The organism is Carboxylicivirga taeanensis (genome assembly GCF_051851475.1).
GTDB lineage: Bacteria > Bacteroidota > Bacteroidia > Bacteroidales > Marinilabiliaceae > Carboxylicivirga > Carboxylicivirga taeanensis.
This window is the reverse complement of the sequence record NZ_JBPUSJ010000003.1, coordinates 314,930-340,962: the sequence shown is the minus strand read 5'-3', so window position 1 is coordinate 340,962 and position 26,033 is coordinate 314,930. Positions and strand designations below refer to the sequence as shown.

Annotated in this window: 20 protein-coding genes; 13 read left to right on the top strand and 7 right to left on the bottom strand. The window is 44.1% G+C overall.

All coding sequences use genetic code 11. The features are described 5' to 3' along the window. Positions 1-81: 81 nt before the first annotated feature. On the bottom strand, positions 82-1,806 hold the full coding sequence (gene lysS, locus ACSX1H_RS06800) for a lysine--tRNA ligase (protein ID WP_439183087.1): 1,725 nt from the start codon (positions 1,804-1,806) through the stop codon (positions 82-84). Between the two features lie 196 nt (positions 1,807-2,002). Here lysS and ACSX1H_RS06795 point away from each other — a divergent pair, with 196 nt between their 5' ends. The 6 genes from ACSX1H_RS06795 (at position 2,003) to ACSX1H_RS06770 (ending at position 10,885) form a co-directional block, all read left to right on the top strand. Continuing rightward, positions 2,003-2,629: an HAD family hydrolase gene (locus tag ACSX1H_RS06795; protein WP_439183086.1), complete on the top strand. Its 627-nt coding sequence runs from the start codon at positions 2,003-2,005 to the stop codon at positions 2,627-2,629. A gap of 69 nt (positions 2,630-2,698) precedes the next feature. Then, complete coding sequence (locus ACSX1H_RS06790; RefSeq protein WP_439183085.1) at positions 2,699-3,529, top strand: hypothetical protein; 831 nt, start codon at positions 2,699-2,701, stop codon at positions 3,527-3,529. A 1-nt stretch (position 3,530) separates the two neighbouring features. Beyond that, on the top strand, positions 3,531-5,555 hold the full coding sequence (locus ACSX1H_RS06785; RefSeq protein ID WP_439183084.1) for a helix-hairpin-helix domain-containing protein: 2,025 nt from the start codon (positions 3,531-3,533) through the stop codon (positions 5,553-5,555). Between the two features lie 103 nt (positions 5,556-5,658). Beyond that, positions 5,659-6,111, top strand: a complete 453-nt coding sequence (locus tag ACSX1H_RS06780) for a C-GCAxxG-C-C family protein (protein ID WP_439183083.1) — start codon at positions 5,659-5,661, stop codon at positions 6,109-6,111. After that, complete coding sequence (locus tag ACSX1H_RS06775) at positions 6,108-7,322, top strand: exonuclease SbcCD subunit D C-terminal domain-containing protein (RefSeq protein ID WP_439183082.1); 1,215 nt, start codon at positions 6,108-6,110, stop codon at positions 7,320-7,322. Before ACSX1H_RS06780 ends, ACSX1H_RS06775 begins: the two co-directional genes overlap by 4 nt. After that, positions 7,322-10,885, top strand: a complete 3,564-nt coding sequence (locus ACSX1H_RS06770) for an AAA family ATPase (RefSeq protein ID WP_439183081.1) — start codon at positions 7,322-7,324, stop codon at positions 10,883-10,885. The genes ACSX1H_RS06775 and ACSX1H_RS06770 overlap by 1 nt, the downstream gene beginning before the upstream one ends. On the opposite strand, the gene ACSX1H_RS06765 is transcribed toward ACSX1H_RS06770, so the two are convergent. Beyond that, entirely contained in the window at positions 10,882-11,742 is an 861-nt protein-coding gene (locus ACSX1H_RS06765; RefSeq protein WP_439183080.1) for a patatin-like phospholipase family protein, read from the bottom strand. The two genes, ACSX1H_RS06770 and ACSX1H_RS06765, sit on opposite strands and share 4 nt — an antisense overlap. Before the next feature lie 437 nt (positions 11,743-12,179). Between ACSX1H_RS06765 and ACSX1H_RS06760 the strand changes: the two genes are divergently transcribed. From ACSX1H_RS06760 to ACSX1H_RS06745, 4 genes are all read left to right on the top strand, one after another. Continuing rightward, positions 12,180-12,692 carry a YfiR family protein gene (locus tag ACSX1H_RS06760; RefSeq protein WP_439183079.1) on the top strand — a complete coding sequence of 171 codons (513 nt, stop codon included), beginning with the start codon at positions 12,180-12,182 and terminating at the stop codon, positions 12,690-12,692. A gap of 23 nt (positions 12,693-12,715) precedes the next feature. Further along, positions 12,716-15,172: a TonB-dependent receptor plug domain-containing protein gene (locus ACSX1H_RS06755; protein ID WP_439183078.1), complete on the top strand. Its 2,457-nt coding sequence runs from the start codon at positions 12,716-12,718 to the stop codon at positions 15,170-15,172. A 207-nt stretch (positions 15,173-15,379) separates the two neighbouring features. Further along, positions 15,380-16,930, top strand: coding sequence for a glycine--tRNA ligase (locus ACSX1H_RS06750; protein ID WP_439183077.1), 1,551 nt, complete (start codon positions 15,380-15,382; stop codon positions 16,928-16,930). Between the two features lie 155 nt (positions 16,931-17,085). Beyond that, complete coding sequence (locus ACSX1H_RS06745) at positions 17,086-17,994, top strand: sugar phosphate isomerase/epimerase family protein (protein ID WP_439183076.1); 909 nt, start codon at positions 17,086-17,088, stop codon at positions 17,992-17,994. A 70-nt stretch (positions 17,995-18,064) separates the two neighbouring features. On the opposite strand, the gene ACSX1H_RS06740 is transcribed toward ACSX1H_RS06745, so the two are convergent. The 5 genes from ACSX1H_RS06740 to ACSX1H_RS06720 form a co-directional block, all read right to left on the bottom strand. Then, entirely contained in the window at positions 18,065-18,907 is an 843-nt protein-coding gene (locus ACSX1H_RS06740) for an SDR family oxidoreductase (protein WP_439183075.1), read from the bottom strand. A 39-nt stretch (positions 18,908-18,946) separates the two neighbouring features. Continuing rightward, positions 18,947-19,831, bottom strand: coding sequence for a 4,5-DOPA-extradiol-dioxygenase (gene ygiD / locus ACSX1H_RS06735; RefSeq protein ID WP_439183074.1), 885 nt, complete (start codon positions 19,829-19,831; stop codon positions 18,947-18,949). Between the two features lie 64 nt (positions 19,832-19,895). Beyond that, on the bottom strand, positions 19,896-20,459 hold the full coding sequence (locus ACSX1H_RS06730) for a YceI family protein (protein WP_439183073.1): 564 nt from the start codon (positions 20,457-20,459) through the stop codon (positions 19,896-19,898). 133 nt (positions 20,460-20,592) lie between these two features. After that, positions 20,593-21,168 carry a Crp/Fnr family transcriptional regulator gene (locus ACSX1H_RS06725; protein WP_439183072.1) on the bottom strand — a complete coding sequence of 192 codons (576 nt, stop codon included), beginning with the start codon at positions 21,166-21,168 and terminating at the stop codon, positions 20,593-20,595. Between the two features lie 110 nt (positions 21,169-21,278). Continuing rightward, positions 21,279-21,962: a pseudouridine synthase gene (locus ACSX1H_RS06720; RefSeq protein WP_439183071.1), complete on the bottom strand. Its 684-nt coding sequence runs from the start codon at positions 21,960-21,962 to the stop codon at positions 21,279-21,281. Between the two features lie 118 nt (positions 21,963-22,080). On the opposite strand from ACSX1H_RS06720, the gene ACSX1H_RS06715 reads away from it, so the two are divergent. The 3 genes from ACSX1H_RS06715 to ACSX1H_RS06705 all read left to right on the top strand — a co-directional run bounded on the left by ACSX1H_RS06715 (position 22,081) and on the right by ACSX1H_RS06705 (position 26,024). Then, positions 22,081-24,579 carry a YfhO family protein gene (locus ACSX1H_RS06715; RefSeq protein WP_439183070.1) on the top strand — a complete coding sequence of 833 codons (2,499 nt, stop codon included), beginning with the start codon at positions 22,081-22,083 and terminating at the stop codon, positions 24,577-24,579. A 439-nt stretch (positions 24,580-25,018) separates the two neighbouring features. Then, entirely contained in the window at positions 25,019-25,411 is a 393-nt protein-coding gene (locus tag ACSX1H_RS06710) for a DUF7670 domain-containing protein (protein ID WP_439183069.1), read from the top strand. Between the two features lie 121 nt (positions 25,412-25,532). Next, positions 25,533-26,024: a deoxycytidylate deaminase gene (locus ACSX1H_RS06705; RefSeq protein WP_439183068.1), complete on the top strand. Its 492-nt coding sequence runs from the start codon at positions 25,533-25,535 to the stop codon at positions 26,022-26,024. Positions 26,025-26,033: the final 9 nt, after the last annotated feature.

Here is a 26,033-nt window from a genome sequence, read left to right as displayed (position 1 = left end):
AGATGCAGTTGTTTTGAGTTAAATAGCAAAATTAAGACAAAAAAGGCGGAATCACCCTTTTTGTCTTGGTTGTTTCGTAAGTTATTTCGTTAACCAGGCTTTAACATCGTCTTGCGAAGGGTTGTTTAAGCCCAATTTATTTTTTTTGTTATAGCCACAAATATCCTGAAATACTTTTGTTGGCTTAGCTTCTTGTAAGGCATCTACCTTGGTGAAACCTACTTTACGAATGACTTCAACCCACTCTGCCGGAATGCCTAGCTCGATGAATTTCTCATCGCTGTCGGGCATAACACGTTTCTCGGGGCGCATTTGCGGGAAGAAAAGTACATCCTGAATAGAGTCCGAATTAGTCATCAGCATGGTTAAGCGATCGATACCGATTCCCATACCTGATGTAGGAGGCATACCATATTCTAGAGCACGCACAAAGTCGTGGTCGATAAACATGGCTTCGTCGTCTCCTTTTTCAGAGAGACGCATCTGCTCCTCAAAGCGTTCTTTTTGGTCAATTGGGTGGTTCAGCTCTGAGTAGGCGTTACAGATTTCTTTACCGTTTACCATCAGCTCGAAACGTTCGGTTAGTTCCGGATTATCGCGGTGGCGCTTAGCCAATGGCGACATTTCCACAGGGTAGTCGGTAATGAAAGTGGGCTGGATGTAGTTGTGCTCACATTTTTCACCAAAAATTTCGTCAATAAGTTTGCCTTTACCCATGGAGTCGTCGATCTCAATTTCCAGTTCGGCACATACTCCACGCAGTTGCTCTTCGTTCATGCCCGATACGTCAATGCCTGTATGCTCCTTAATGGCGTCTAAGATAGAGATGCGCTTGAACGGACGTTTGAAGTCAATGGTTTTGTCACCCACCTGTAAATCGGTTTTTCCATGCAGGTCAAGGGCAATTTTTTCCACCATTTCTTCGGTGAAGTCCATCATCCACTTATAGTCTTTGTAGGCCACGTAAATCTCCATCACTGTAAACTCGGGATTGTGGGTACGGTCCATGCCTTCATTACGGAAATCCTTCGCAAATTCATACACGCCATCAAACCCGCCGACGATCAAACGTTTCAGGTAAAGCTCGTTGGCAATGCGCAGGTACAACGGAATATCCAGTGCGTTGTGATGGGTGATAAATGGACGAGCAGCAGCTCCACCAGGAATCGACTGAAGAATAGGAGTTTCAACCTCCAGGTAACCCCGTTCGTTAAAAAACTGGCGCATGCTGTTCATTAGCTTGGTGCGCTTAATGAAAACATCCTTAACGCCCTCATTCACAATCAGGTCTACGTAGCGCTGGCGGTAACGCAACTCAGGATCGCTAAAGGCATCGTATACTTTTCCATCCTTTTCCTTTACAATTGGAAGGGGTTTCAACGACTTGCTCAGAATCGTCAGTTCCTGAACGTGCACTGTTGTTTCGCCCATTTGGGTCTGAAAAACATATCCTTTTACCCCAATGATATCGCCAATATCCAGTAATTTCTTAAATACAGTATTGTACAGAGTTTTATCCTCGCCCGGACACATGTCGTCACGGTTCAGATAAATTTGAATGCGGCCTTCAGCATCTTTTATTTCTGCAAAAGAGGCCTTGCCCATAATACGTCGGCTCATGATGCGCCCGGCAATCACCACTTCTTTCAGGTTATCCTTTTCCGGATCAAATTCCTGTTTTATCTCAGTTGACAGATGAGTTGTTTTAAATTCTGCTGCCGGATATGCGTTAATACCCAGCTTGTTTAGCTCTTCTAAACTGTTTCGTCTGATAATTTCCTGTTCGCTAAGCTCCAACGTACTCATTCTATTAATCTATTTGTAGAACATTACTAAAAATGACAGATTTATCTGCCAACCGTTATTATTTCCTTTTTAAAAAAGAGAAAAGTTTTGCAAAGATAATGGTTTTCATCGAATTTAGTATTTTGTCATTTATAAGTTGGCTGACAATTCGTTTATTTAACAGCTTGGCTTACATTTGTTAAAAATTTTTTGAGGAATGGAAGCAGTTGATTTTGCAAATGTTGATGCTTATTTGTTTGATTTAGGTGGTGTTATTATTGACATTAGTCCGCAGGCCACCATTGATGCCTTTAAAAAATTAGGCTTAAAGGATATACAGCAGCAAATAACCCAGAGTCATCACGAAGGGGTTTTTAAGCAGTATGAGCAGGGTACGATTAGCAGTGACGAATTTATTGCATTTGTTCAAAAAGAATTGCCACGCCAGGTCGACCAACAGCTGATTATTGATGCCTGGAACAGAATGTTGGTGGAGTTGCCCGTTAGTCGTGCTCTATTGCTTGAACGCTTAAAACAAACCAAACCCGTTTACTTGCTTAGCAATACGAATGCTATTCATCATCAGGCCTTCGGAGCCATGGCGAAAGGCTACAAGCACATCGAGCTGTTGTTTACAAAGGCATTTTATTCGTTTCAAATGCAATTGAGTAAACCCGACCCGCGATGTTTTCAATTTGTTATTGAAGATACCGGCTTGCAACCCGAACGGACGATGTTCTTTGATGATTCACCCCTAAACCTGGAGGTAGCCCGCGAGCTTGGTTTTCAAACTGCCTTGGTAACACCCCAAAATTCCATTGTTGATATGTTTAACGAATTATAATTCCGTGTAATATTCTTCTTGACATTAATAATTGAGGTTAATAAATTTATTGATAATTTAAATTTAACCATGAACAAACTAACCTCAATCCTTTGCCTGGCTTCCCTGTGCTTTTGCGGCAGCTTATTTTCCCAAACCATCGATTATTCCGGACCGGTAGCCGCATCGATGGGTTTTGTAAAAGTGTTTGATGATTCGCCCTGGGCCAGCCTCAATAATGTTTCTAACCTTGCCACTCACAAAGGCCTCGCTGTGGGTGCTTCTTACCAAATGCGTTTTAACATGAAGGGCCTTAGTTCCCGGGCTGCCACTATTATTGTGCCCGGCAGTTTTGGGACAATTTCCGGCTTGGTCTATCAAAGTGGCTATGAGAAAAGTAACTACAGCAGGTATGCGATGAGCTTTAGTCGCCAATTCGGTGAGAAAGTCTCAGCCGGTCTCCAGTTTAATTACCTCGCGCACCAGATACAAGGCGATGACAGGGCAGATGGACTTTACTCTTCACTGGGACTTAATTTTGTGATTTCACAGCAATGGGGCATGGGCGTGTACATTCAAAACCCGGAACAAGGTAAAATCAATTATCAGGAAACGACTTACGCCGTGCCAACGCTGTTCAACGCCGCTCTCAGGTGGAGGCCGTTTATTGATTTTCAACTGATGATAGAGCTGGAGAAGAATCTGGACGCTGATATGATTTATAAATCGGGCCTGCAATTTAATTTTAAGCATAAGCTGTTTGTACGGGGCGGTATTAAAGGGAAGCCTGTTGAGATGACTTTTGGAGGTGGTATCCGTTTGGCCGGTTTATCTATTGATGTTGGCTTTGCTCACCATCAGCAATTAGGCATCACTTCCGGCGCCGGATTAAGCTATTTGTTCAACCGTAAGAACCGATAGTATGAAGAGGCTTTTATTACTTGGTTTAGTTTGCTTCACCTTTGCATCCGTTATCGCTCAGCAGCCTGATGACATTCAAAAGCTAATCAGCGACATGCTGGAGTCCGTTGCCGATAAGCAACTGACAAATGTTAGCTACGAAGAGTTGGTGAATGATTTGGTGGCCCTCAATCAAATGCCTATCAATCTTAACACGGCCACTAAGGAGGAACTGGAAGAACTATTTTTTCTTACCGATTATCAGATTGAAAACATATTGTATTACAGATATGTAAACGGGCCGTTGTACAGTATTTACGAGCTGCAGGCCGTTGACCAGCTCGATAGTTTGACCATTTCGTATATGCTGCCTTTTGTAAAAGTTGCACCGGCCGAAGCTAAGGTGAAGCAGTATTTTTTAGGCAGTATTCTGGCGCGCGTTCAAAGTACTGTTCAAACACCGGCTGGCTATTTGCCCAAAAATGATTCTGTTCCGGCGGCCTACCTGGGTTCAAAAGAGAAGTGGATGACCCGAGGGCGCTTGCAGTTTGGTAAGCGGGCAGAGGTGGGCTTTACTTTGGAAAAGGATCAGGGCGAACAGGCTTTTCCAAACCATTTTCCCGCCGCTGACTTTACCTCGGGGTTTGTGAAAATTAATCAGCCACTTAAATTTATAGATACCTGGATGGTGGGCGATTACCGTTTGTCTTTTGGTCAGGGCCTAGCAATGTGGACAGATATGGCATTTTCCAAATCGCCAGAAACGGCTCAGCTGCGTCGCCGGGCCAAAGGTATTGCTCCCTACTCTTCGGTCAATGAAAGCTCGTTTTTAAGAGGAACAGCCATCCAAATGAGTTGGCAGAATTTTTCGTTTGCACCTTTTGTATCCTACAAAAAGCGGGATGCCTCAGTGCTGAGTGATTCTTTAGCTGAAGAGCGCTTATCGGCCTTGCAGGAGACGGGCTATCACCGCACACAAAACGAATTAGCCAACAGGTATGCGGTTAATGAATTGGTGTATGGTGGGAGCGTAGCTTTTCAGCATCATTTGATTCAGGTTGATGCGGGTTACGTTAGCTGGGAAGTTGATCATCCCATTGAGCAAAAGGAGCACCTAAAAGATAAGTACCGGTTTAGCGGGAAGCAGCAAGAAAGTGCCTGGCTGTCTCACACTTTATTCTTAAACAGGCTATTGGTTTTTGGTGAAGTGACAGCACAAAATCAAATGCACTATGGTATTTATCAGGGTCTAACCTATAATGCAGGTAGCGATGTTGTGATGTCGCTGGCTTACCGAAAATACAGTCGTGGCTACACAGCCATACTGTCCAATCCTTTTTCTGAATCATCAACACGTGGAGGTGAGTCGGGTCTGTTTGCCTCCATAAGTTGTAAGCCTGTATCAAGGGTGGAACTGAAAGCATTTGTGGATGTGTTCTCCTACGATTGGTTGCGATATAATGTATACAAACCATCCGATGGAGTGGAGTGGTTTGCACAGGTCGATTTTCGAATAAACGAGTTTCACTCAGTGTACCTGCGTTATAAATCAACACAAAAAGAAATTAATGACACGCAAAGTCAGCAGCACTATACCATCACGAACTATCAAAAGGATAATATTCGTGCTTTTTATGCTTTCAGTCCCGATGATAAGTGGCGTTTTCAAACTCAGTTGGAGCATGCTGTGTATGAGAAGCAAGAGCAAACAAGTCGTGGTTGGACCGCTTTTCAGGATATACGATACAAAGCCGGCAAGCAGCTGAGCGCATCTTTGCGCTACATCGTGTTTGATATTGACGATTATAACAGCCGCATTTATAGCTACGAGCCTGATGTACTCTATGCGTTTACCATTCCGGCCTATCTGCACAAAGGCACCCGGCTTATCGGTAATATTAGCTTTTCCCCGTTGCCAGGTCTTCGTATATGGGGCCGGCTGGCACATACAACGTATGCAAATCAGCAGGAAATAGGCACAGGTAACCAGTTGATAAAGGGCAATAAATTAACCGAGTGGAAGCTGCAGTTGCAATACCGCTTTTGATTTCTTTTAATAGCTCTGGTCTTTTCATGGAGCTAAACCATCTTTAAAAAGCGGCCTCTTTTTCGAATCATTTGTTATTTTTACAGAGAAACAAATCACCTGAATGATGGAAAAGAAAAAAGAAATAGCCATTGATGCATTTTACAATGGTAACAATTGTGCGCAATCAGTTATTAAGGCTTATATCAATGAGTTGCGGGTTGATGAGGAGCAAGCGCTGGATTTAGCAAGTGGTTTTGGTGGGGGCATTGGGAAAATGCAAACAATCTGTGGCGCTGTTACAGGCGCATACATGTTGATAGGTCTGCATAACTCAAGGATGATTACAGACACTGAGGAGCGTAAAGGGAAAACACCGGAAATGATTCAGAGCTTTAAAAAGCAATTCTGTCAGCGCCACCAGAGTGATCAGTGTATTCACTTGCTGGGTTGTGATATTCAAACAGAAGCCGGGCAGCAATTTTTTAAGGAGAATCGCTTAAAAGATAAAGTGTGTTCAAAGTGTATTGAATCATCAATTGACATTCTGGGTGAACTTTTTAATCACAACGGATGAGGCTACTTCATACTTCAGATTGGCATATTGGACAAAAGCTGCATGGGAATGACCGCGAGGAGGAGCACCAGCTATTTTTTACCTGGTTAAAGCGGGTGATCAATGAAAATCAAGTGGATGCACTATTGGTGGCGGGTGATGTTTTTGATGTGGGTTTTCCATCGAACAGTGCCCTTAAACTGTACTATAACTTTCTCACATCATTAATTGGCACGCATTGCAGTCAGGTAATTATTACCGGAGGAAACCACGATTACATCAGTACGCTGGAGGCTCCTTCCGAAATATTATCGGCCTTAAACATTCAGGTGATAGGCGGGGCAAAGGAGGCTGTAGCTGAGGAGCTTATTCCGTTGGTGAAGAATGGAGTTACACAATGCGTGGTGGCAGCCGTGCCCTTTTTGCGCGATAGAGATATCCGACAGGTTATAGCTGGTGAGTCCTACGCAGACAGCGTAAAAGCAACCAATCAAGGCATTATTAAGCATTATGCATTGGCTGCTCAGGAGGCGAAGCAGTATAACTGTCCGGTTGTTGCCATGGGGCATTTGTATGTGCAGGGTGCCGGGCTGTCCGATAGTGAGCGAGAAATTCACATTGGCAATCTGGCTGGTTTGCAGGTTGCTTCCTTTCCACCCGAGTTTGATTACATCGCACTGGGGCATATCCACCGGCCACAAAAACTTAATGCTGAAGGAACAATACGTTACTCAGGCTCACCTATTCCATTAAGTTTTTCTGAGCGAAAGGATAAGAAGCAAGTCATTTTGTTAGACGCTGATGGCTCTCAAATAACCGTTAGTGAAGAGATAGAAGTGCCCGTTTTCAGGCGGCTCACCAATGTAAAGGGCACATTTAGGGAGGTAGCTGCTCAACTGAAAGCTTATGCCGGCCAATCTTTACTCACCGACTGGGCCGAGGTGCACATTGAAGAAGAGCAGATGGACACCTCTCTGCGAACAGCCTTTGAAAAGTTAATTGAAGACGTGAATCAGGCAGATAACGGATTGCTGGTGGTGAAGCCGGTACTGAAATTTACTGGTGAGATGGCCCCCGACGACATTTTAGAAACCACATCGCTGAGCGACCTCAGTGTTCAAGATGTTTTTCAGCGGCTGGTTGATGCCAAACAAGTGACTAATCAGGATGAGTTACAAAGTACCTTCAAAGAGTTATTAGATCGAATGTACCATCAGACAGAGAAGGAATAATGCAGCTACTTCAACTACGAATAAAAAACCTTAATTCGCTTAAAGGTGAACATACAATAGATTTTTGCCATGGTGCCATCGGGCAAACAGGCTTATTTGCAATCACTGGCCCAACAGGTGCCGGCAAGTCAACCATCCTCGATGCTATCACCCTGGCTCTTTATAATCAGACACCCAGAAGTGGGCCCGTATCAAAAAATGACATTGCCCGACTGGGAAGCATTATTACCCGAAATACCGACGAAGCCTGGGCACAGCTTGATTACCGCATTAAAACTACCACCTACCGATCGCATTGGGGCATTTCCATTAACCGCAATGGCAACCTGCGCGATTATTCATTGGTTCTCTCAAGGCAGGAGCCCGACGGGACATTTATAGCTTTGGATATAAAGCGCAATGAAGTTCCAAAAGAGAATGCCCAGTTAATAGGATTGAATTTTGACCAGTTTCTGCGCTCAATTTTATTATCGCAGGGCGACTTTGCTCGTTTTTTGAAGTCCAATGCCAACGAGCGGGGCGAGCTGCTTGAAAAATTAACTGGTACCGAAATATATCGGGAGATCGGAAAAAACTGCTACGAGCGTCAAAAGGCAGAAAATGATGTGTTGATGCAGTTGCGTACACAATTAGAAGGAATTGAGTTATTGCCTAATGAAGTAGCTGTTCAACTTGAGCAGGAACTGAATGCTATCACCAAAAATAATAAAGAGCTGAGGCAAGAGCTGGAAAAGCTGCGGGGGCAGCACCGTCTTGTTCAGGAGTTTTATGCCACCAAAGAAAAGCTCGAGAGCCTCAATAAAGAACTGGAGCTGGTGAAGCAGCAGAAAATGGCTTTTGAACCCGACCTAATGCGCCTGCAAACGCACCAGAAGGTGTTGCCACTTAAAGCGGATGTGGTTGCTGTGCAAACCCTTCGCAAGTCTTTGGAAGATAGGCAGACTGAGTCGGAAACGAACCTGACCCAGCTGAAGGCATTAAGCGATTTACTCAAGGAGCAGGAGGAGAAAAAGCAAAACGTAGAAAGGGCTCTTCGTGAGCATAAATCAAAAGAGGAGCAGTTAGGGCCCCTCATTCAAAAGGTGCGCCGGCTCGACGAAGCGATCAGGATGGAACAAAGCTCTGTTGCAAGGCTAAAGCAAGCCTCTGCCGATGAGGGCAAAGGCCTTGATAAGCTTAATGAAGAGCTAAAAAAGATAGATGTCCTTTTCCAGTCGGAAGAGCAGAGGATAAAACAGCTAAACAAGTATCTTGAGCAACATACCAGGTATGAAAAACTGGGCGAACAGCTTCCTCTTATCAGGCAGGTGGCTGAGAGCTTGAAAAGCCGGCAAAAAGTGATTGCCTCCAAATTGGAGCAGATGGAGCCTTCTCCAACCAGGCAGCAGTTGTTGAATACAACTGAGTTATCAGAGCGCATTACAATTTTATCCAGAGCTTTAAAACAGAGTCAACTGTTTATTGAAGAGAAAAGCAGATTAATTGGCTCAAAGATTGATGAAAAGGATAATCTGCATACACAACTGAAAGATTTGCAGTTGAAGGATCGGTCGCTGGAAAAAGCCATTGAACTATTTAGTGAGCAGGAAAAGCTTCAAAAGGAACAAAAACAATTACAACTCTTCATTCAGCAGGCATCCAAACAACTATCCGCACATACACACGAGTTGCAGACCGTTGAAAAAGCACTGGCTATTAACTCAAAGTTTTTGGAGGAATTAAAGCTAAGGCGCGAAAGAGAACTGATGGAAGCTAAGTACGAAGAGGCGCGTCACTTGCTAAAGGCCGGAGAAGCGTGCCCTTTATGTGGGTCGTTGGAGCACCCTTATGTAACGCATTATGAAGCTCATACGAATAGAACCGAGCGCTTGCTGAACGAAAAAAAGGAAGAGCAGGAGGCCCTGATACGTAAAGAGAAAAACCTGGTAGTGTCTGTGTCTAAATATAAATCAGAACAGGAGTCTGCCAATAAGCAGCTTGAGCAGCTTGCAGATAAAGTGCAGCATTGCAACCAATCTCTTAAGGCAGTGGTTGAAAAGCACAGTTTTGATGCTCAGCTCGTCAGTGAGGACTTTTTAAAAGCAGAAAAAGAACTGACTGAGAAGTTGGCTGAGGCACTGGAGAACGATATTAAACAAATTGAACAGCTTGGTAAAGCCCAGGTGAGGAGTAACGCTTACCAGCATCTGTTAGAGCAACTGCAGGGCTTGGCTGATGAAACCGCTAGTCTGACAACAAAGTTAAGCGGCTATGAGGTTGCTGACGAAGAGCAGGCGGTTGATCAGCTCATTGACGGGCTTGAAGGTCAGCATCAACACTATCAGGAAAAGAAACGCTTGCTGCAGGAAGCAGAGAAACTGGTTTTGCAGCACAAGGTAAGTTATGATGAAAAAACAGCGCAACTAAAGGAGGCCGTTCAGAAATTTTCGAAGCTTGATAAGGAGCTCGAAACTGCAAATGGTAGCCTCAAAATTAAATTGACTGAGCGCCAGAAGTTATTTGGAGATAAATTACCCGAAGAGGCAGAGAAAGAACTAAAGGAGCAGGGTGAACAACTGGTTGGCAGCCTCAATGCGCATGAATTGAGCATCAAAGAAAGTGTTGCTTTACGCAAATCGCTAGAGCAACGTCAGTTAGTTTTGCAAAAGCAGTTGCAGGCCGATGAGGTGGTTCTGACAAAGAGCTTGGCCCAACTAACAGAGCAGCTAAGCAAACAAAACATCGCGTCGGTGGAGGCCGCTCTTGAGGCGCTGCTTAGCGACAGTGATCTTAATCGTTTGCTTAAAAGGCAGGAAGAAATTTCGACTGCAGAGCTGCACTTGAAACATGCTCGCAAAGAAAATAATGATAAGCTCTTGAAATACGATGAAGAGGTTAAAAAACTCAACAAGTTGCCCGACGATATCCAGAAGGAAATCAACGAGAAGGAAGAGGTGTTAAGTGAGGCTTTTGGTAAAGCCGGCAGCTTATCCGAACGCCTGAAGGCAGACAAGGCCAATAAGTTGAAATTTGAAGAGAAAGCCACAGGGATTAAAGCGCAGGAAAAGGTAGTGGCGCGCTGGACCGACTTAGCGGTCCTTATTGGCGATGCTACCGGCAATAAGTTTGCGCGCTTTGCCCAGGAACTCACCCTCAAGCAAGTCTTACATTTGGCCAATAATCACCTCAGGCGCTTGAGTGATCGCTACCTGGTGAAACATGTTAAAACAGATAACCTGGATGAGCTGTTTGTGCTCGACGCCTTCCATGGTAATGCGGAGCGATCGGTCAAAACCTTATCGGGGGGCGAAAGCTTTCTGGTGAGTCTGTCCTTGGCCTTGGGGCTATCCGACCTGGCGGGTCAGAACACGGTGATAGGCAGTTTGTTTATCGATGAAGGTTTTGGCACACTCGATCAGAATACGCTTGATATTGCCCTTTCAGCCCTTGAGAAATTGCAGGCCGAAACGAACCGTACCATTGGTATTATTAGCCATGTGCCGGCACTGAAAGAGCGCGTGACCGTGCAGATTGAGTTGACAAAGAACGCTTCGGGTTACAGCACCATGCAGGTTAGGAATTAAAGCTCCTTTAGTGCTTCGTCAGCCCTCTGGTAGCCCAATTTGATTATCTCGTCTGCTTTGTGGAAATCTAACGTTCCGCAGGCATCCCGATCGATTTCGATGAGGGAATCGGGTGGATAAGTGGCCAGCTTATGTCTGGCTATTGCATTTTGCATGGCATTAAATGCCTGGTCGGCAATCAGGTGCATGCTCGATTGTTCTTTTTTATTGTCATTGGAGCCGAATTTCCAAAAGGGACTAGAGTTTTCTTCAGAGCTGTCCTCTGTAACCTCTTTTTCAGCTTTGTGTGTTTTGGGCTTTGCCCCCAGATTGACAGCGATAATGTGGTCGCTCTTATCACGGATAACCGGGGCTATTGGGATAGGGTTTAGAACGCCTCCGTCAATAAGCTCAATATCATTGATGGTAACTGGCGTTAGGAACAGCGGCAGCGAGATGGACGCCCTCATAGCATCGAATAAACTGCCTTTTGTTAGCCAGATTTCCTTCTCATGCTTTACATCAGAGGCTACAGCGGTAAACTTTATTGGTAATTGCTCAATCATTTCATCACCAATCAGGTCGCCCAATTTCTTCATGAGCTTATCCCCCTTAATTAATCCACTAACACCCCAGGATACATCCATGAGCGAAACAATATCAACCACTTTAAGTGTTTTAATCCACTTTTCAAAAACATCCAGTTGGCCTGCTGCATAAATGCCGCCAATTACCGCTCCGATTGAGCAGCCCGAAATAGAACGAATAGTGTAATCATGCTCCTCAAGCCAGCGAATAATACCAATGTGAGCTAAGCCCCTTGCCCCACCGCTGCCCAAGACTAAAGAGACTGTTTTTACGCGATTCGTTTCTGCCATAACTGAAGGTTTAACCAGAAGTTGGAAGTTAATATTGCAATGTATCATTTTTTTTACACACATTTTTAAGTTTGTGTATTTAAGGTCATAACCGGGGCTTGCTATTCTAAATTATGACAAGCAGCGTTCATCATTACATAATGTTATTTCATCACATTTTTTTGCTGAATTGACGAGTTAAGTATAATTTCGCACGCTTTAAAAGCAGAAGCTGATTGTTTGGGGAGGCAATTAACTTTGGACGCTTGACTCATTGGGATTAACGGCTAAAATCACCATGTTTATTGGTGGTCGGCGCGTGTGCCGGTAAGATACAGTAGTGATGCTGATGAGTTTGCTATGCCGTTAATCTGCAGTTGTCTCACCAAAGTGTTTGTCTTGCCACTCGTATTGATTAAGTACTTTAAATTGATATACATGCATAACAAACAACAAACATGAGAAAAACAATTTTGTTAATGTGCGTCTTGTGCTTAGGCGCTTTATCGAGTGAGATGAAAGGGCAAACCGCTACTTTCAAAGCACTTTTCCTTTACAACTTCACCAAAAATATTGACTGGCCGGCCGACGCCGGAGGCAGCGAGCTGGTTATTACAGTGCTGGGTGATGATGAGGTAAGTGCTGAGCTTGAGAAGATTGCAAAGGTTAAAAAGGCCGGGAACAAAAGCATTAAGATTGTTCAGGCCCGGAGTGTTAAAGAAATCAGCGATACTCACATTGTGTTTTTGGGAACCGCCAAAAGTGCACTGATGCAATCCCTTAGCTACGAGCAACAGAATAAGCCGGTTTTACTGGTGGCCGATAAGAGTGGATTATGTAAGCAGGGAGCGGGCATTACATTTGTGACCGTTGACGGGAAACTGCGGTATGAAATCAGTCCCTCGTCCATTGCTGAGCATGACCTGAAAGTTACTCAGAAAATAATAAGTTTGGGCATCGAAGTCCAATAGCAACAACTATTAAAGTCGTAGAAATGTTAAGAACAAAGTCTATTATTTCCATATTGTTTTCACTGTTGTTAAGCTTAAATATGTTGGCGCAGGAAGGTGAAAACACCACTCTCACAAAAGAGAAAGTCCTATCCATGACAACCGAAGAACTCAGTGCCTTGTCTCTTGAAGACTTAATGGCAGCGATTGATGCGGTTGGGGTATCCTCCTTAGAGGAGTTATACGAATTATTGTTGAACAAAGATGTAACGTCTGCTTCTAAAGCAGAGGAAAGCCTGTTTGACTCTCCTTTATCAACAACGGTGCTGTCGCACGACCAGATGCTTGCTTCAGGAGCTACATCTATTGAGGAAGCTTTGCGACTCGTGCCGGGCTTAATTGTGCGCGAAAAAACCAATGGTAATTTCGATGTTCATATTCGGGGCAACGACAATCTGCCTGCAAAAAACATGCTCTTATATTCTGAAAACATGAATACCCTGGTGATGATTAACGGGCGTCCGGTATTTAACTATTCGCATGGTGGAACCCTTTGGGAAACCTTACCGGTGAGCTTTGAAGATATTGACCGCATTGAAGTGGTGCGCGGTCCGGCCAGTGCCCTTTATGGTCCTAATGCGTTATCTGGGGTTATCAATATTATCACTCAAGATATTACAGATGATTCACCCATGCTGAGTGGAAACGTGCAGGCTGGTAATTTAAATACACTCATTGGAGACATCGCCTTCCGTGAGAAAATAAATGAGAAATGGAGCCTGGGAATCACCGGTAATTTTGAAACCAGGGATCGCGAACGCGAAGAGCTTTTGATTTACGATCGCGATAATTCGCAATATACATTAGATGGCAAGCCAGTTGAACCAGGTTACTTTTCAGTTGGTGAAATTGACCGCCTGATGAACGGAACATTGCCCGTATGGCCTCCTTATGATGTGAAGGACCAACGTTATGATGTCTTTAAATCGTTTCCAAATCCTGAATTGGCAAAAGAACGCAAAGGCGTTAATGCCTATTTAGATTTTATGCCGGGTGAACATACTACCATTAACATCATGGCAGGGCACCAGCAGTCGCAGGCTATCACATCGAGCATGGGCGATGTGCCAACGCCTTATACAACCAAAGAAGCATCTACATCGTATGTGGATGTACGAGCCAACCATAAGGGCCTCAACCTGCAAGCCAACTATAATGGAGGAACCATCGATTACATGATGGGTAATGAAGGCTTTGAGCTCGATAATGAGCAGTTTAATATTCAGGCTGAATATGACTGGAACCTTGGAAAAGTGAATGTACGTCCGGGTGTGAGCTATCAGTCCATGTCATATGACGATTCTAAACACATTGCCAAGTTGGGTAACGGCTACTTAAATAAGAAGCAAACAATTAATATTGTAGCCGGGAGTGCCCGCTTTGATTATCGCCCCTTTGATAAGCTCCGATTGGTAGCCGCTCTGAGAGCTGAGAAATACAATCAGCCAGATGATGTATATGCTTCCTGGCAGTTGGTTGGCTCCTATAAATTTGATGATAATAGAATTATTAGAGCGGTTTATTCCAGAGCAAATCAGTCCAGCTTTTTAGTTAACACCTACTCCAACTACACCTGGAACATCGTCAATCTGCCTCATCCACGTGTTATGCAGTTCGATGGGAATCGCGATCACGATTTAAAAACCATGGATATGTTTGAGCTGGGTTATCGCACCCGTCCATCCAAAAGCTTATTGGTCGATATTGAGGCCTTCTACAATATCTCAGAGGGTTTTGGAGCTTTACTCCCTGTTTATAGCGATGTTAACATATACAATGCATTGGATGTTATTGGCGACTCAACTGGTGAAACAATGCCAATTGCCGCGCCCGATTCGGTAAACGTTCGATATGCGAATTTATCCATGAAATCGAAGCAATTTGGTGCGAGTATAAATATTGATTGGGTAGTTTCTGAAAAGTTGGTAGCACATGGTTACTTAACAGTTCAGCAAACAAAACTTGATAACTACATGCCTTACAACCGGAATGAGCTAATTGGTCACCTAGCCGTTGATGCCACACTAAACGCATTAACAGATTTGGGCACGCAATTGGCAAGTGGGCAAATTAGTCCGGAAGACATTCCTGCAGTAGTTAAAGGTGAGTCTTCGTCCTGGCCTCTTGAGACAGAGGATGATTACGAGCACAAAGCTACTCCATCTTATTTTGGAGGCTTTTCATTAACTTATCGTCCTTGCAAAAAGCTGGAAATATTCCCACAGGCCTATTTCTATGGTGAGCAAACTTATGAGGGCCAGTATAGTACAGAAACCATCAACGGTAAGTTTCTGTTAAATGCTAAGGTGAGTTACAAAGCCAGCGACAACCTTACGTTCTATGTAAACGGGCGAAATATCCTGAACATGAAAGATCGCGAATTCGCCTACATGGATGAAATCCCAGGTTTAGTATTAGGCGGATTGAGCTTCAAGTTCTAAAGCGCCGGCAAAACGAAAAGCCATTATCGAAGCAATACGCTATAAAGCCATCTCTTTTGAGGTGGCTTTTTTTAATGAGTTAACTTTGATTGTTGGAGCCAGCAAGCCTAAAATGCTATAATTGAAAAGATCGTAGGCACTAAACTTCCCTACTTATCAAATTTCAACTATTTTTGTGCTTCTGATTAAAAATCATAACAATAGAATATGGCACAAGAGGACGTTTTTAAGAAGCTGGTTGCTCACTGTAAAGAGTACGGTTTTGTTTTTCAATCAAGCGAAATCTATGATGGATTAGGCGCTGTGTATGATTATGCGCAAAATGGTGTGGAGCTAAAAAACAACATCAAAAAATACTGGTGGGATGCCATGGTGTTGCTGCACGAGAATGTAGTGGGGATTGACTCAGCTATTTTTATGCACCCAACCACCTGGAAGGCTTCGGGGCACGTGGATGCCTTTAACGATCCTTTGATTGATAATAAAGATTCGAAAAAACGCTACCGAGCCGATGTGCTGGTGGAGGATTTGATTCAGAAATTTGAAGAAAAGATTAATAAAGAGGTCGCTAAAGCCAAAAAGCGTTTTGGTGATGCCTTTGATGAAGCTCAGTTTCGGGAGACGAATCCACGGGTGTTGGCCAATCAGCAAAAAATTGATGAGGTACACGCTCGCTTTGCCAAGGCTTTAAATGAGAATGATCTGGAAGATTTGCGTCAGATCATTGTCGATTATGAAATTGCCTGTCCTATTTCAGGTACTAAAAACTGGACGGATGTCCGCCAGTTCAACCTGATGTTTGCCACCGAAATGGGCTCTACAGCCGATGGGGCACAAAAAATTTATTTGCGCCCTGAGACGGCTCAAGGAATTTTTGTTAACTACCTCAATGTGCAGAAAACCGGTCGGATGAAACTGCCGTTTGGTATTGCACAAATTGGTAAAGCTTTCCGTAACGAGATTGTTGCCCGTCAGTTCATCTTCCGCATGCGCGAGTTTGAACAGATGGAGATGCAATTCTTTGTGCGTCCGGGTGAAGAGATGAAATGGTTCGAGTACTGGAAAGAGGCCCGTTTAAAGTGGCATAAGTCGCTTGGTATGGGCGAAGAAAAGTACCGTTACCACGACCATGAAAAGCTGGCCCACTATGCCAATGCAGCTACCGATATCGAGTTTAAAATGCCATTCGGCTTTAAAGAGGTGGAAGGGATCCACTCGCGTACCGACTTTGACTTGTCGCAGCACCAGGAGTTTTCGGGTAAGAAAATTCAATACTTCGATCCGGAGTTAAACAAGAGCTACGTGCCTTATGTGGTGGAGACATCCATCGGTGTGGATCGCATGTTCCTGAGCATTATGGCCGGAGCCTACAACGAAGAGGAAGTAGAAGGCAAAGATGGAAAGAAAGAAACACGTGTGGTATTGAACTTGCCGCCAGTGTTAGCACCAGTTAAATTAGCGGTGTTGCCATTGGTGAAAAAAGACGGACTGCCAGAAAAAGCCCGTGCCATCATCGACGAGTTGAAGTTCGATTTCAACTGTCAGTACGATGAGAAAGACAGTATCGGAAAGCGTTACCGTCGTCAGGATGCCATTGGAACACCTTTCTGTGTAACTGTTGATCACCAGTCGTTGGAGGATGATACTGTAACCATCCGTTACCGCGACACCATGGCACAAGAGCGTGTAAAAATTACTGATCTACAGGGTATAATTGGTAAAAAAGTAAGTATGCGCGAGGCATTCAAAAACTTGTAAACAAGTACGAAGGAGCTCAGGCAGAAGGTAGTAAATGCTACCTGCTTCTATGATATCGCCCGGTTGATGATTCAATCGGGCTTTTTTGTGCCAGACTCTTAACTCATTTTTTAGTAAATTCGGCTGCTTAGTTACTAAGAACCAATTTATTTACCATGAAACCTGTTAGCTATATCCTTTTTATTCTGGCGCTTACAATGGCTTGTCAATCCTCAAAAACAAAATCAGATATGTCCCGTTCTCATGAGAAAATTTCGGTTGCCGAATGGTCGTTACACCGGGCCTTAAAGAGTAGTGCCATTGATCATCTTGATTTTCCGCGAATTGTAAGGGATAGTTTCAACCTGCATCATATTGAATACGTGTCGCAATTTTTTCAGGATAAGGCGGAGGATTTCGACTACCTTGATCAGATGAAAGACAGCTGCCAGTTACATGGGGTGACTAACCTACTGATAATGGTGGATGCCGAAGGCGAGTTGGGTGATACATCGGAAGTAGAACGACGGAAAGCGGTTGACAATCACAAAAAATGGGTGAAAGCCGCTGCTTACCTCGGCTGTAAGGCCATACGTGTGAATGGGAACGGACTGGGCGATTTAAATGCTGTGCAGGATGCATTGGTTCAATCCTTAAATGAGTTAAGTGCTTTTGCCAAAGCGGACGATATCACCATTGTGTTGGAAAACCATGGCATGATGATTCCAGGTCGGGGCTGGAGTCTCTCTGCCCCGTCCACCAATGGCCGGTGGCTGGCAGAGGTACTGCAGCGTGTAAATTTGCCGAATTGCAGAGCCTTGCCTGATTTTGGTAACTTCGATACTTACGATCGCTATCAGGGCCTGAAAGATTTAATGCCTTATGCTTATGGTGTGAGCGCCAAAGGCGTTGCTTTCGATGAAAAAGGAGAGGATATCAACACCGATTTTAAACAGATTTTCGACATCATTCATGCTTATGAGTTTGATGGGTACATTGGCATTGAGTTTGAAGATCCAAACAATGCTCTTTCCGAATACGAAGGCGTGCGTAAAACACGCGATTTAATCAGGCGGTATTATTAATTGGCATAAAATTCGGCTTAATATCCTGATGAAGATATTAAACCGAAAAATAACTTAATCCCAGCATTAATTATAAGGCCGCCTGCACAGAAGCCGCCATGGGGGTGGTTGGTCGGCCAATCAGCTTCGATAATTGTTGTGAGTTGTCGAATAAGTCACCTTTTGAAGCGCTTACATCCCAACTGGCAATCGCCTCGGCAAAACCTTTAGGAATATTAAAGCTCTCCAATATTTTAGCATATTCCGCTTCCGGAAGATTCTTGTATGGGATGGTTTGACCCGACTGTTTGGTTAGCTCAGCCGCCAGATCATCCAAGGTGTAAGCTGCATCACCAGCCAGCTCAAACACTTTTCCTTTATAGCTTTCGTCTGACAAGACCACCGCAGCTGCTTCGGCATAGTCGGCCCTTGCTGCCGAAGCGATTTTTCCTGAACCCGCACTGCCAATAAAGGCGCCACCGGCCAATGCACCGCCAATGGAGCCGGTATAATTTTCAGTATACCATCCGTTTCGGAGCAAGGTGTAGTCAATACCCGATGCTTTCAATAAACGTTCTGTCTCCTGATGTTCACCCGCCAAACTGAGGGTGGATGAATCGACATGCAATAAGCTGGTGTAAACGATCCATTTAACGCCTGCAGTTTTGGCGGCTTCAATAACGTTGTTATGCTGTCTGGCACGTTGGCCTATTTCGTTGGCGGAGATAAGCAGCAGCCGGTCAATCCCATTTAGCTGGTCTGCCAAGCCCTCTGGTTGATCATAGTCGAAAGGCCGTACTTTAACACCTAATTCTTTTGCCTTTTCGGGGCTGCGCACCAATGCAACCACACTATCGTTTCCTACTTTTCCTTTAAGTTGTTCAACAACCAGTTTTCCTAGCTGGCCTGTTGCGCCTGTAATACCTATTTTCATATATCAAGTTTTTAAATTGTACTGCTCATTTTTTGATTATTAGCCGATATGAACCGAGGTCATGGTTAATGAACCGGCCACGGCCTCATCATTGAAGAGTTTTACTGTATCCTTTTTATCTTGCAATGCAAGCGTGTATAGCAATGGCAAATAATGCTCCGGCGTAGGAATGGCTAACTCGAAGGCTTTCCCTTGCTTGGAGTAATTAATCAAGTCCGGATGGTTGCCCTTTAAAATCAGTGACTTCATCTTTTCATTAGCTTCAGTGGCCCAATCATACCCAAAATTCTCGTTTAGCTTTTGCCAGTGCACCAGTCGAAGGTTATGCACCAGATTTCCGCTTCCCACAATTAAGATGCCTTTTTGCCGCAGCTGATAAAGCTCTTTGGCTAATTCGTAATGTTGTTGTGGCGTTTTATGATAATCGAGACTCAGCTGTATCACGGGAATATCAGCTTTTGGATACATGTGCCGGATAACTGTCCATGCGCCATGGTCTAAGCCCCATTTTTCATCCAGAGACACCTCTGTGCTCCGGGCCATGTTTCTAACCTCTTTGGCCAGTTGTGGCATGCCGGGCGCCGGGTACTGAATCTGATACAGCGCCTCCGGGAAACCCCCAAAATCGTGGATGGTAGCAGGCTGCTGCATGGCGGTTACCTGTGTGCCAATTGTTTCCCAGTGGGCAGAGATAACAATAATGGCTTTGGGTGTGGCTATCTCCGAAGAAATACTACGAAAGCCTTGCACAAACTCATTTTCCTCAATGGCGTTCATCGGGCTGCCATGCCCTAAGAAGAGGACTGGCATTTTGGGTGTGTTCTCTATGAAGTCTTTCATCATTGTCATCGCATTCAGTTTTGTACCGATAACTAGTCCGGATGCAGTTGTTAAAAATGACTTTATAAATGTATTTCTGTCCATTTGTAGTGGCTTCTGGCTTTACTTGTATTCGAATAGCTGCACCAATACAGGTAGTAGCAGTGTATTAAAAAACGATTTGAATGTCAAGTAAAAAGATGTCATCAATTGCCTTATCTCCGAGGTTATCAAAGAAGGAATTGGAACCGTAACGCACATTGTATATAGACCGGTCTACCTTTACCTTGGCAAGTAGGGCATCTTCCTTCTTACTAACGTCAAAGGAGATGTTTTCCGATTTACCTTTGATGGTAAGAATGCCTGTTAGAGTGGCTGTTCCATTTTTAAACGGACTGCCTTTGGTGACCTTAAATGTGGCTGTTGGATAGTGCTCAACGCCAAAGAAATCATCCGATTTTAAATGCGCTATGAGCTTTTGATTGTATCCTTCATCTTCAAGGTCCAGGTTGGATAGGGTGTTCATATCCATTACGACTTCACCACTAACGATGCTTCCATTGCTGAGCTCGAAATAGCCGCTCGTGATCTGGATTTCGCCGTTGTGCGAGCCGCCAATTTTATTTCCGGTCCATTTAACAAGGGATTGACTCGCGTTGATGACTTGTTTCTGGGCCAAGGCCGACAGTGTACTTGCTATGAATAGCACGCCAACTAATTTCATCATTTTCATATCGTATAATTTTAAATTATTTTTAATGATTATTGACGATACAAAAATAGTGGGACCCAAAGGCTTATGCCCTTGATCTATGATAAGAAATTGAATTGATCCAGGTTAAGCAGTTGACCCGAATTCCGTACAGTTATTTCTGTTTTCTGATTCTGCTGAGGCTTTCAGGGGTAATGCCGAGGTAGGATGCGATGTAAACCAGAGGCACGCGCTGAAACACTTCGGGGTGCTCCTTAAGCATGTTGTTGTACCTGTCCATGGCCGTTTCCCACATGGTGGCATTCAGCCGGTTTAAGGCGTTGATGTAGGCTTTCTGAAACAGAATACGAAAATACCTTTCTAGGCTGGGGATCTCAATAAGCAGTTGGTCCATTCGTTGACGCGAAATTCTGAGCAGTTGAGTATCTTCAAGGGCTTCAATGTTATACTTTGAAGGACTTTGTGAGTAGAAGCTATCCAAATCACTAATCCAGTTATTATCCATTCGGATCTGGTAAATGTGATCATTGCCTTTGGTGTCAATATAATAAGATCGCAAACACCCTTTGGTGATGAAGTATAAATAGCCACATACTTGTCCTGCAACCAGAAGGTCTTTTTTCTTCTTAATTGTAACAGGCTCGAAGGCTGATAGAATAATGGCTTCGTTTTCGGTCGCTATATCTGTCCATTTCCTAAAGTAATGCAGCAGTTTATTATCTTCTTTCATTTTTCACCCAGTTTAGCCTGACAGTGCTGTAAGATACTGATTAAAGAATAATAATAGCAGCATAGGCATTGTATATTCGGTTCAAGAAAGTAACCTTGGAGGAGTACACATCAATTGCTTAGCTCCAGTACCTCCTGCATGCAAGTGAATACCTCAAAAGGGGCAGCTTTTAATACCAATGGTTCCTTAGTTACCGGATGCACCAGTTCCAGTTGCCTGGCATGTAACAGCATGGTGGTCATGTGCCAGCGCTCTTTGAACAGGCGGTTCTGCTTGTTGCAGCCATGGGGGCGGTCGCCAATAATGGGGTGACGCAAATGGTTGAGATGCTTGCGTATCTGGTGCATACGACCTGTTTTAGGGTACGCTTCAATGAGGGAGTAGCGGGAAGTGTTAAACTTTCCAAAGGGGACAGGCAGTTCGCTCCTTTTTAATGTTTTAAAATGCGTAATGGCCTCCTGCGTTTTGCCACGGTCGCTGGTTAAGGGGTAATCCAATTCAATGACATCGGGAAAGTAACCGCGTACAATGGCTATGTAGGTCTTCTGGGTACTTGGGTCCTCAAAGATGACTTTTAGTTTGGCTGCTACCCGACTGTTTAAAGCAAACACCAATACACCCGAAGTCTTGCGGTCCAGCCGATGTACCGGGTACACCGTTTTGCCAATCTGGTCGCGCACCAGTTGCAGGGCAAATTCCTGAACATCGGCAGCGATGGAGCTGCGGTGCACCAGCAGGCCGTGCGGTTTATTAATGGCCACCAGGTATTGGTCTTGATAAATAACTTCGAGCATAACAATTGATTTCATGCAAAGGTAAGGGAAATGCCAATAGCCAGCAGCTTACTGTTATTCGCTTTTTCTATTCCAATTACATTACGTATTTTCACATGCAAAATATAAATACACTACCATGTTCGACAAATTGAAAGGCTATCTGCCTTATTTAGGCGCAGTTCTGCTATTTATCGTTTTAAGCTTTGTTTACTTCTCGCCGGTGCTGGAAGGGAAACAGTTGCCGCAGCTGGATAATACCCATGCCAAGGCCATGTCAAAGGAGCTAAGCGACTACGAGAAAGAGACTGGAGAAAAAGCCATGTGGACTAATTCCATGTTTGGCGGAATGCCGGCCTACCAGATTAAAGGCGATTCATCAAAGAATATTTTTAGTTACTTTAATCGTTTCACCCGATTGGGTTTACCATACGAAACGGTGGCCATTGTGTTCCTATACATGCTGGGCTTTTACCTTTTACTGCTGAGCATGAAAGTGGATCATTGGCTGAGTGTTATCGGGGCCATCGCCTTTGCTTTTGGATCTTATAACCTCATTATTATAATAGCCGGGCACATTACCAAAACCTATGCCATTGCACTGATGGCGCCGGTGGTGGCCGGTGTGCTCTATGCCTATAACCGGAACCGCTTTGTGGGAGCGGTTATAACAGCTGTAGCCTTAGGGATGGAGATTGCCTATAATCATGTACAGATCACCTATTACCTGGCATTCATGGTGGGCTTTATTGTGATTTCACGCTTGGTCTATGCCATAAAAGAGAAGGCATTAAAACCCTTTGCCAGTACTACAGGCCTGCTTGTGGTGGCTGCTATGCTGGCGGTTCTGCCCAATATTACCAACTTGTGGACCACAGCTGAGTATGGTAAATACTCCATTCGTGGAGCTTCTGAACTTACCCCCAAAGAGGGGCAAAAGGAGCATTCAGGACTGGATGTGGATTATGCCTTTAGCTGGAGTTACGGCAAGCACGAAACTTTAACCCTGTTAATCCCAAATATTGTTGGTGGGGCTTCCGAAGCCATTGCTAATTCTGACGAGGCCATGCAACACGTGGATCCTCGTTTAAAGGAGTATGTTGGGCAATCGAGCCAGTATTGGGGAGGCCGTATTTTTACCAGTGGGCCTGTGTATGTAGGTGCTTTAATTTGTTTCCTTTTCTTTATTGGTGCCTTTTACTACAAAGGAAAGGAGCGCTGGTGGTTAATTGGTATCACGGTATTTTCAATAATGCTTGCCTGGGGTAAGAACCTGGAATGGTTCAACTACTTCATGTTCTATAACTTCCCGTTATACAATAAATTTAGAACGGTAGAGATGGCTTTGGTATTGGCTTCAATGGCGATGCCGGTGCTCGGCTTCCTGGGCTTAAAAACCATTATTGAGCAGCCCGATGTGGTTAAGAAAGACAGCAAATGGTTTGCCATAGCATTTGCGCTAACAGGAGGTGTCAGCTTGCTGTTTGCCTTGTTTCCTACGGCATTCAACATCTATCATTTTCTGTCGCCAATGGAAGCGCAACAGTTTGGAGCACAAATACAGCAAGGGGGCGAACAGGCACAGATGTATCAGTTGCTGGAGTCTAACCTGATTGCTGCCCGCAAGGTATTATTTACTTCCGATGCATGGCGTAGCTTTGCATTCATACTGTTGGGGTCAGGTTCTATCTGGTTTTACCTGCAGGGCAAACTGCAGAAACGCTATGTAATTTGGGGCTTGGCTTTGATCATCTTCATCGACGTGTGGGGTGTTTCAAAACGTTACCTTAACAACGATGATTTTGTTAGTAAATCGAAGGCTCGTCAGGAGCTGGCGCAAACAAAAGCAGATCAGGCCATTTTACGAGATACGGATGATTACTTCCGCGTTTTGCCTATTAACCGCGATCCGTTTAAAGATGGTTTTACGCCGTATTGGCACAAGTCGGTTGGAGGTTTCCACGGAGCTAAGTTGCGCCGTTATCAGGATGTGGTGGATCATTACCTGATGAACGACTGGCAACAGCTCATTCAGGTAATGCAAACGGCTCAAACACCTGGCGATTTGGAAGTGGCCATGGAGAATATGCCGGTGCTCAATATGATGAATACGAAATACATCATCTACAGTGCTAATGCTGCACCTATCTTCAATCCTAACTACATGGGCAATGCCTGGTTTGTGAAAGGAGTGAAGGAAGTGGCCAATCCGGATGAGGAGATCGCTGCTCTTGGAACGACCAATTTGCAAACGACCGCTGTGGTGGAGAAGCGATTCATCGATAAGGTTCAGGGCTATTCTACCGACTCAGTAATGGGACGCATTGAACTGACTCACTATGCGCCCGACTATCTGATTTTTGAATCCAATGCACCCCAGGAGCAATTAGCGGTTTTTAGCGATGTTTATTACGATAAGGGTTGGAAAGCCTATATTGATGGGAAGGAAGCCGATATCATCCGCACCAACTATATTCTGCGTGGCCTAATGATTCCGGCTGGCGAGCATGATATTGAGTTCCGATTTAAGCCGCAGTCGTTTGCAATTGGACAAACCATTGCCATCATTAGCTCCATTATTATATTACTATTAATAGTGGGAGCAGCGGTTATGGTGCGCAAACAGCGAAAATTCTGAAAGTAAACTTGCGTGGCAAGTGGTAGATATACAAAAGGCTGTTCGTGGTTAATGCGGACAGCCTTTTTACTAATTAATTTCCTGGTTAATTATTCTTTCTCACTAAAAAGGTCCTTAGTCCGGTGTCGTTGGTTGAGGCACCAACTACTATTCTGGAGCCCTCCGGTTCACTCATTCATTTTTCTATTGAAGTATACCCGATAATCTTGCTTAACTACTGTAGATGAGCTATCTAATTATCTCTTGGTGATGATACGTTCGCTAATGAATGCCACCTCTATAGATTGGCGTTATCTAACAAAGTAATCTTGCAGCCTGTTTTGAAGGTGAGAATAATCAGTTAGACCATTTGATTCTGGGAAGACTGTTCAATGCCCGAACAAAAGTTAATATGATCAGGATTAGTTGACACTGGCGCATTAATCGTGTATTTTTTTGCATGACCCGAACAGGCGACATATTATTTTGGACTCCCCGGTTGATGTGCATTGTAGCTATCGTTGTATTGGCAATGCTCAGTTTTGATGCTTTTAAGCCCGAAGTAGCATCATGGCACGAGGTGCGAACCTTTGTGCTGCAAATGATACCTTCTGTTACGCTAATTCTCCTGCTGGTAATTGCCTGGCGAAAAGAGCTTACTGGCGGATTAATATTTATTATCATTGGATTGGGCTTGTCGGTCATCGTTTTTTATTATCACCATCAACTTGGGCATTCTTTCTTAAGAAGTCTCATCTCGTTTTTTTTAATAGCCTTTCCACCTACTTTAGCTGGCTTTCTTTTTGTAGGCCACTACTTTTATAAGAAAAAACACAAACATACAGTACATTAGTTGGGTGGATGTATACCGCCTTTTGCTTAATGCCATACCTTTAAGCTGGCTTGTAATCTTTTGGTTGGTAGCTTTTGACCGAAACATATTTTGTTACTTTTGTAACAAGCAAGCTTAAATCATGCAAACAAACAAGAAACTACAAAGCAAACAGTTTTTGCTCGATCAACGCTACCTTGCTATGGCGCGTATCTGGTCGCAAAACTCTTATTGTAATCGCCGGCAGGTGGGCGCCATCATTGTTAAGGATAAAATGATAATAAGTGATGGTTACAATGGTACACCTTCGGGCTTTGAAAACGAATGTGAAGACTGCAATAATAAAACAAAACCATATGTACTGCATGCCGAAGCTAATGCCATAACCAAAGTGGCTCGCTCCAATAACAGCTCCGATGGTTCTACCTTGTATGTAACAGCTTCTCCCTGCATTGAATGTTCCAAGTTAATTATTCAGTCGGGGATTAAGCGGGTGGTATTTGCCGAAAAATACCATAATACAGATGGTTTGGACCTGTTAACCCGAGCCAATATTGAAGTCGTTCACATTCAGGATGAACTCATACGGGTGGAAGATGGTTTAATTCTTGGGAGCACACAAGATGATTATTAACGCACTATA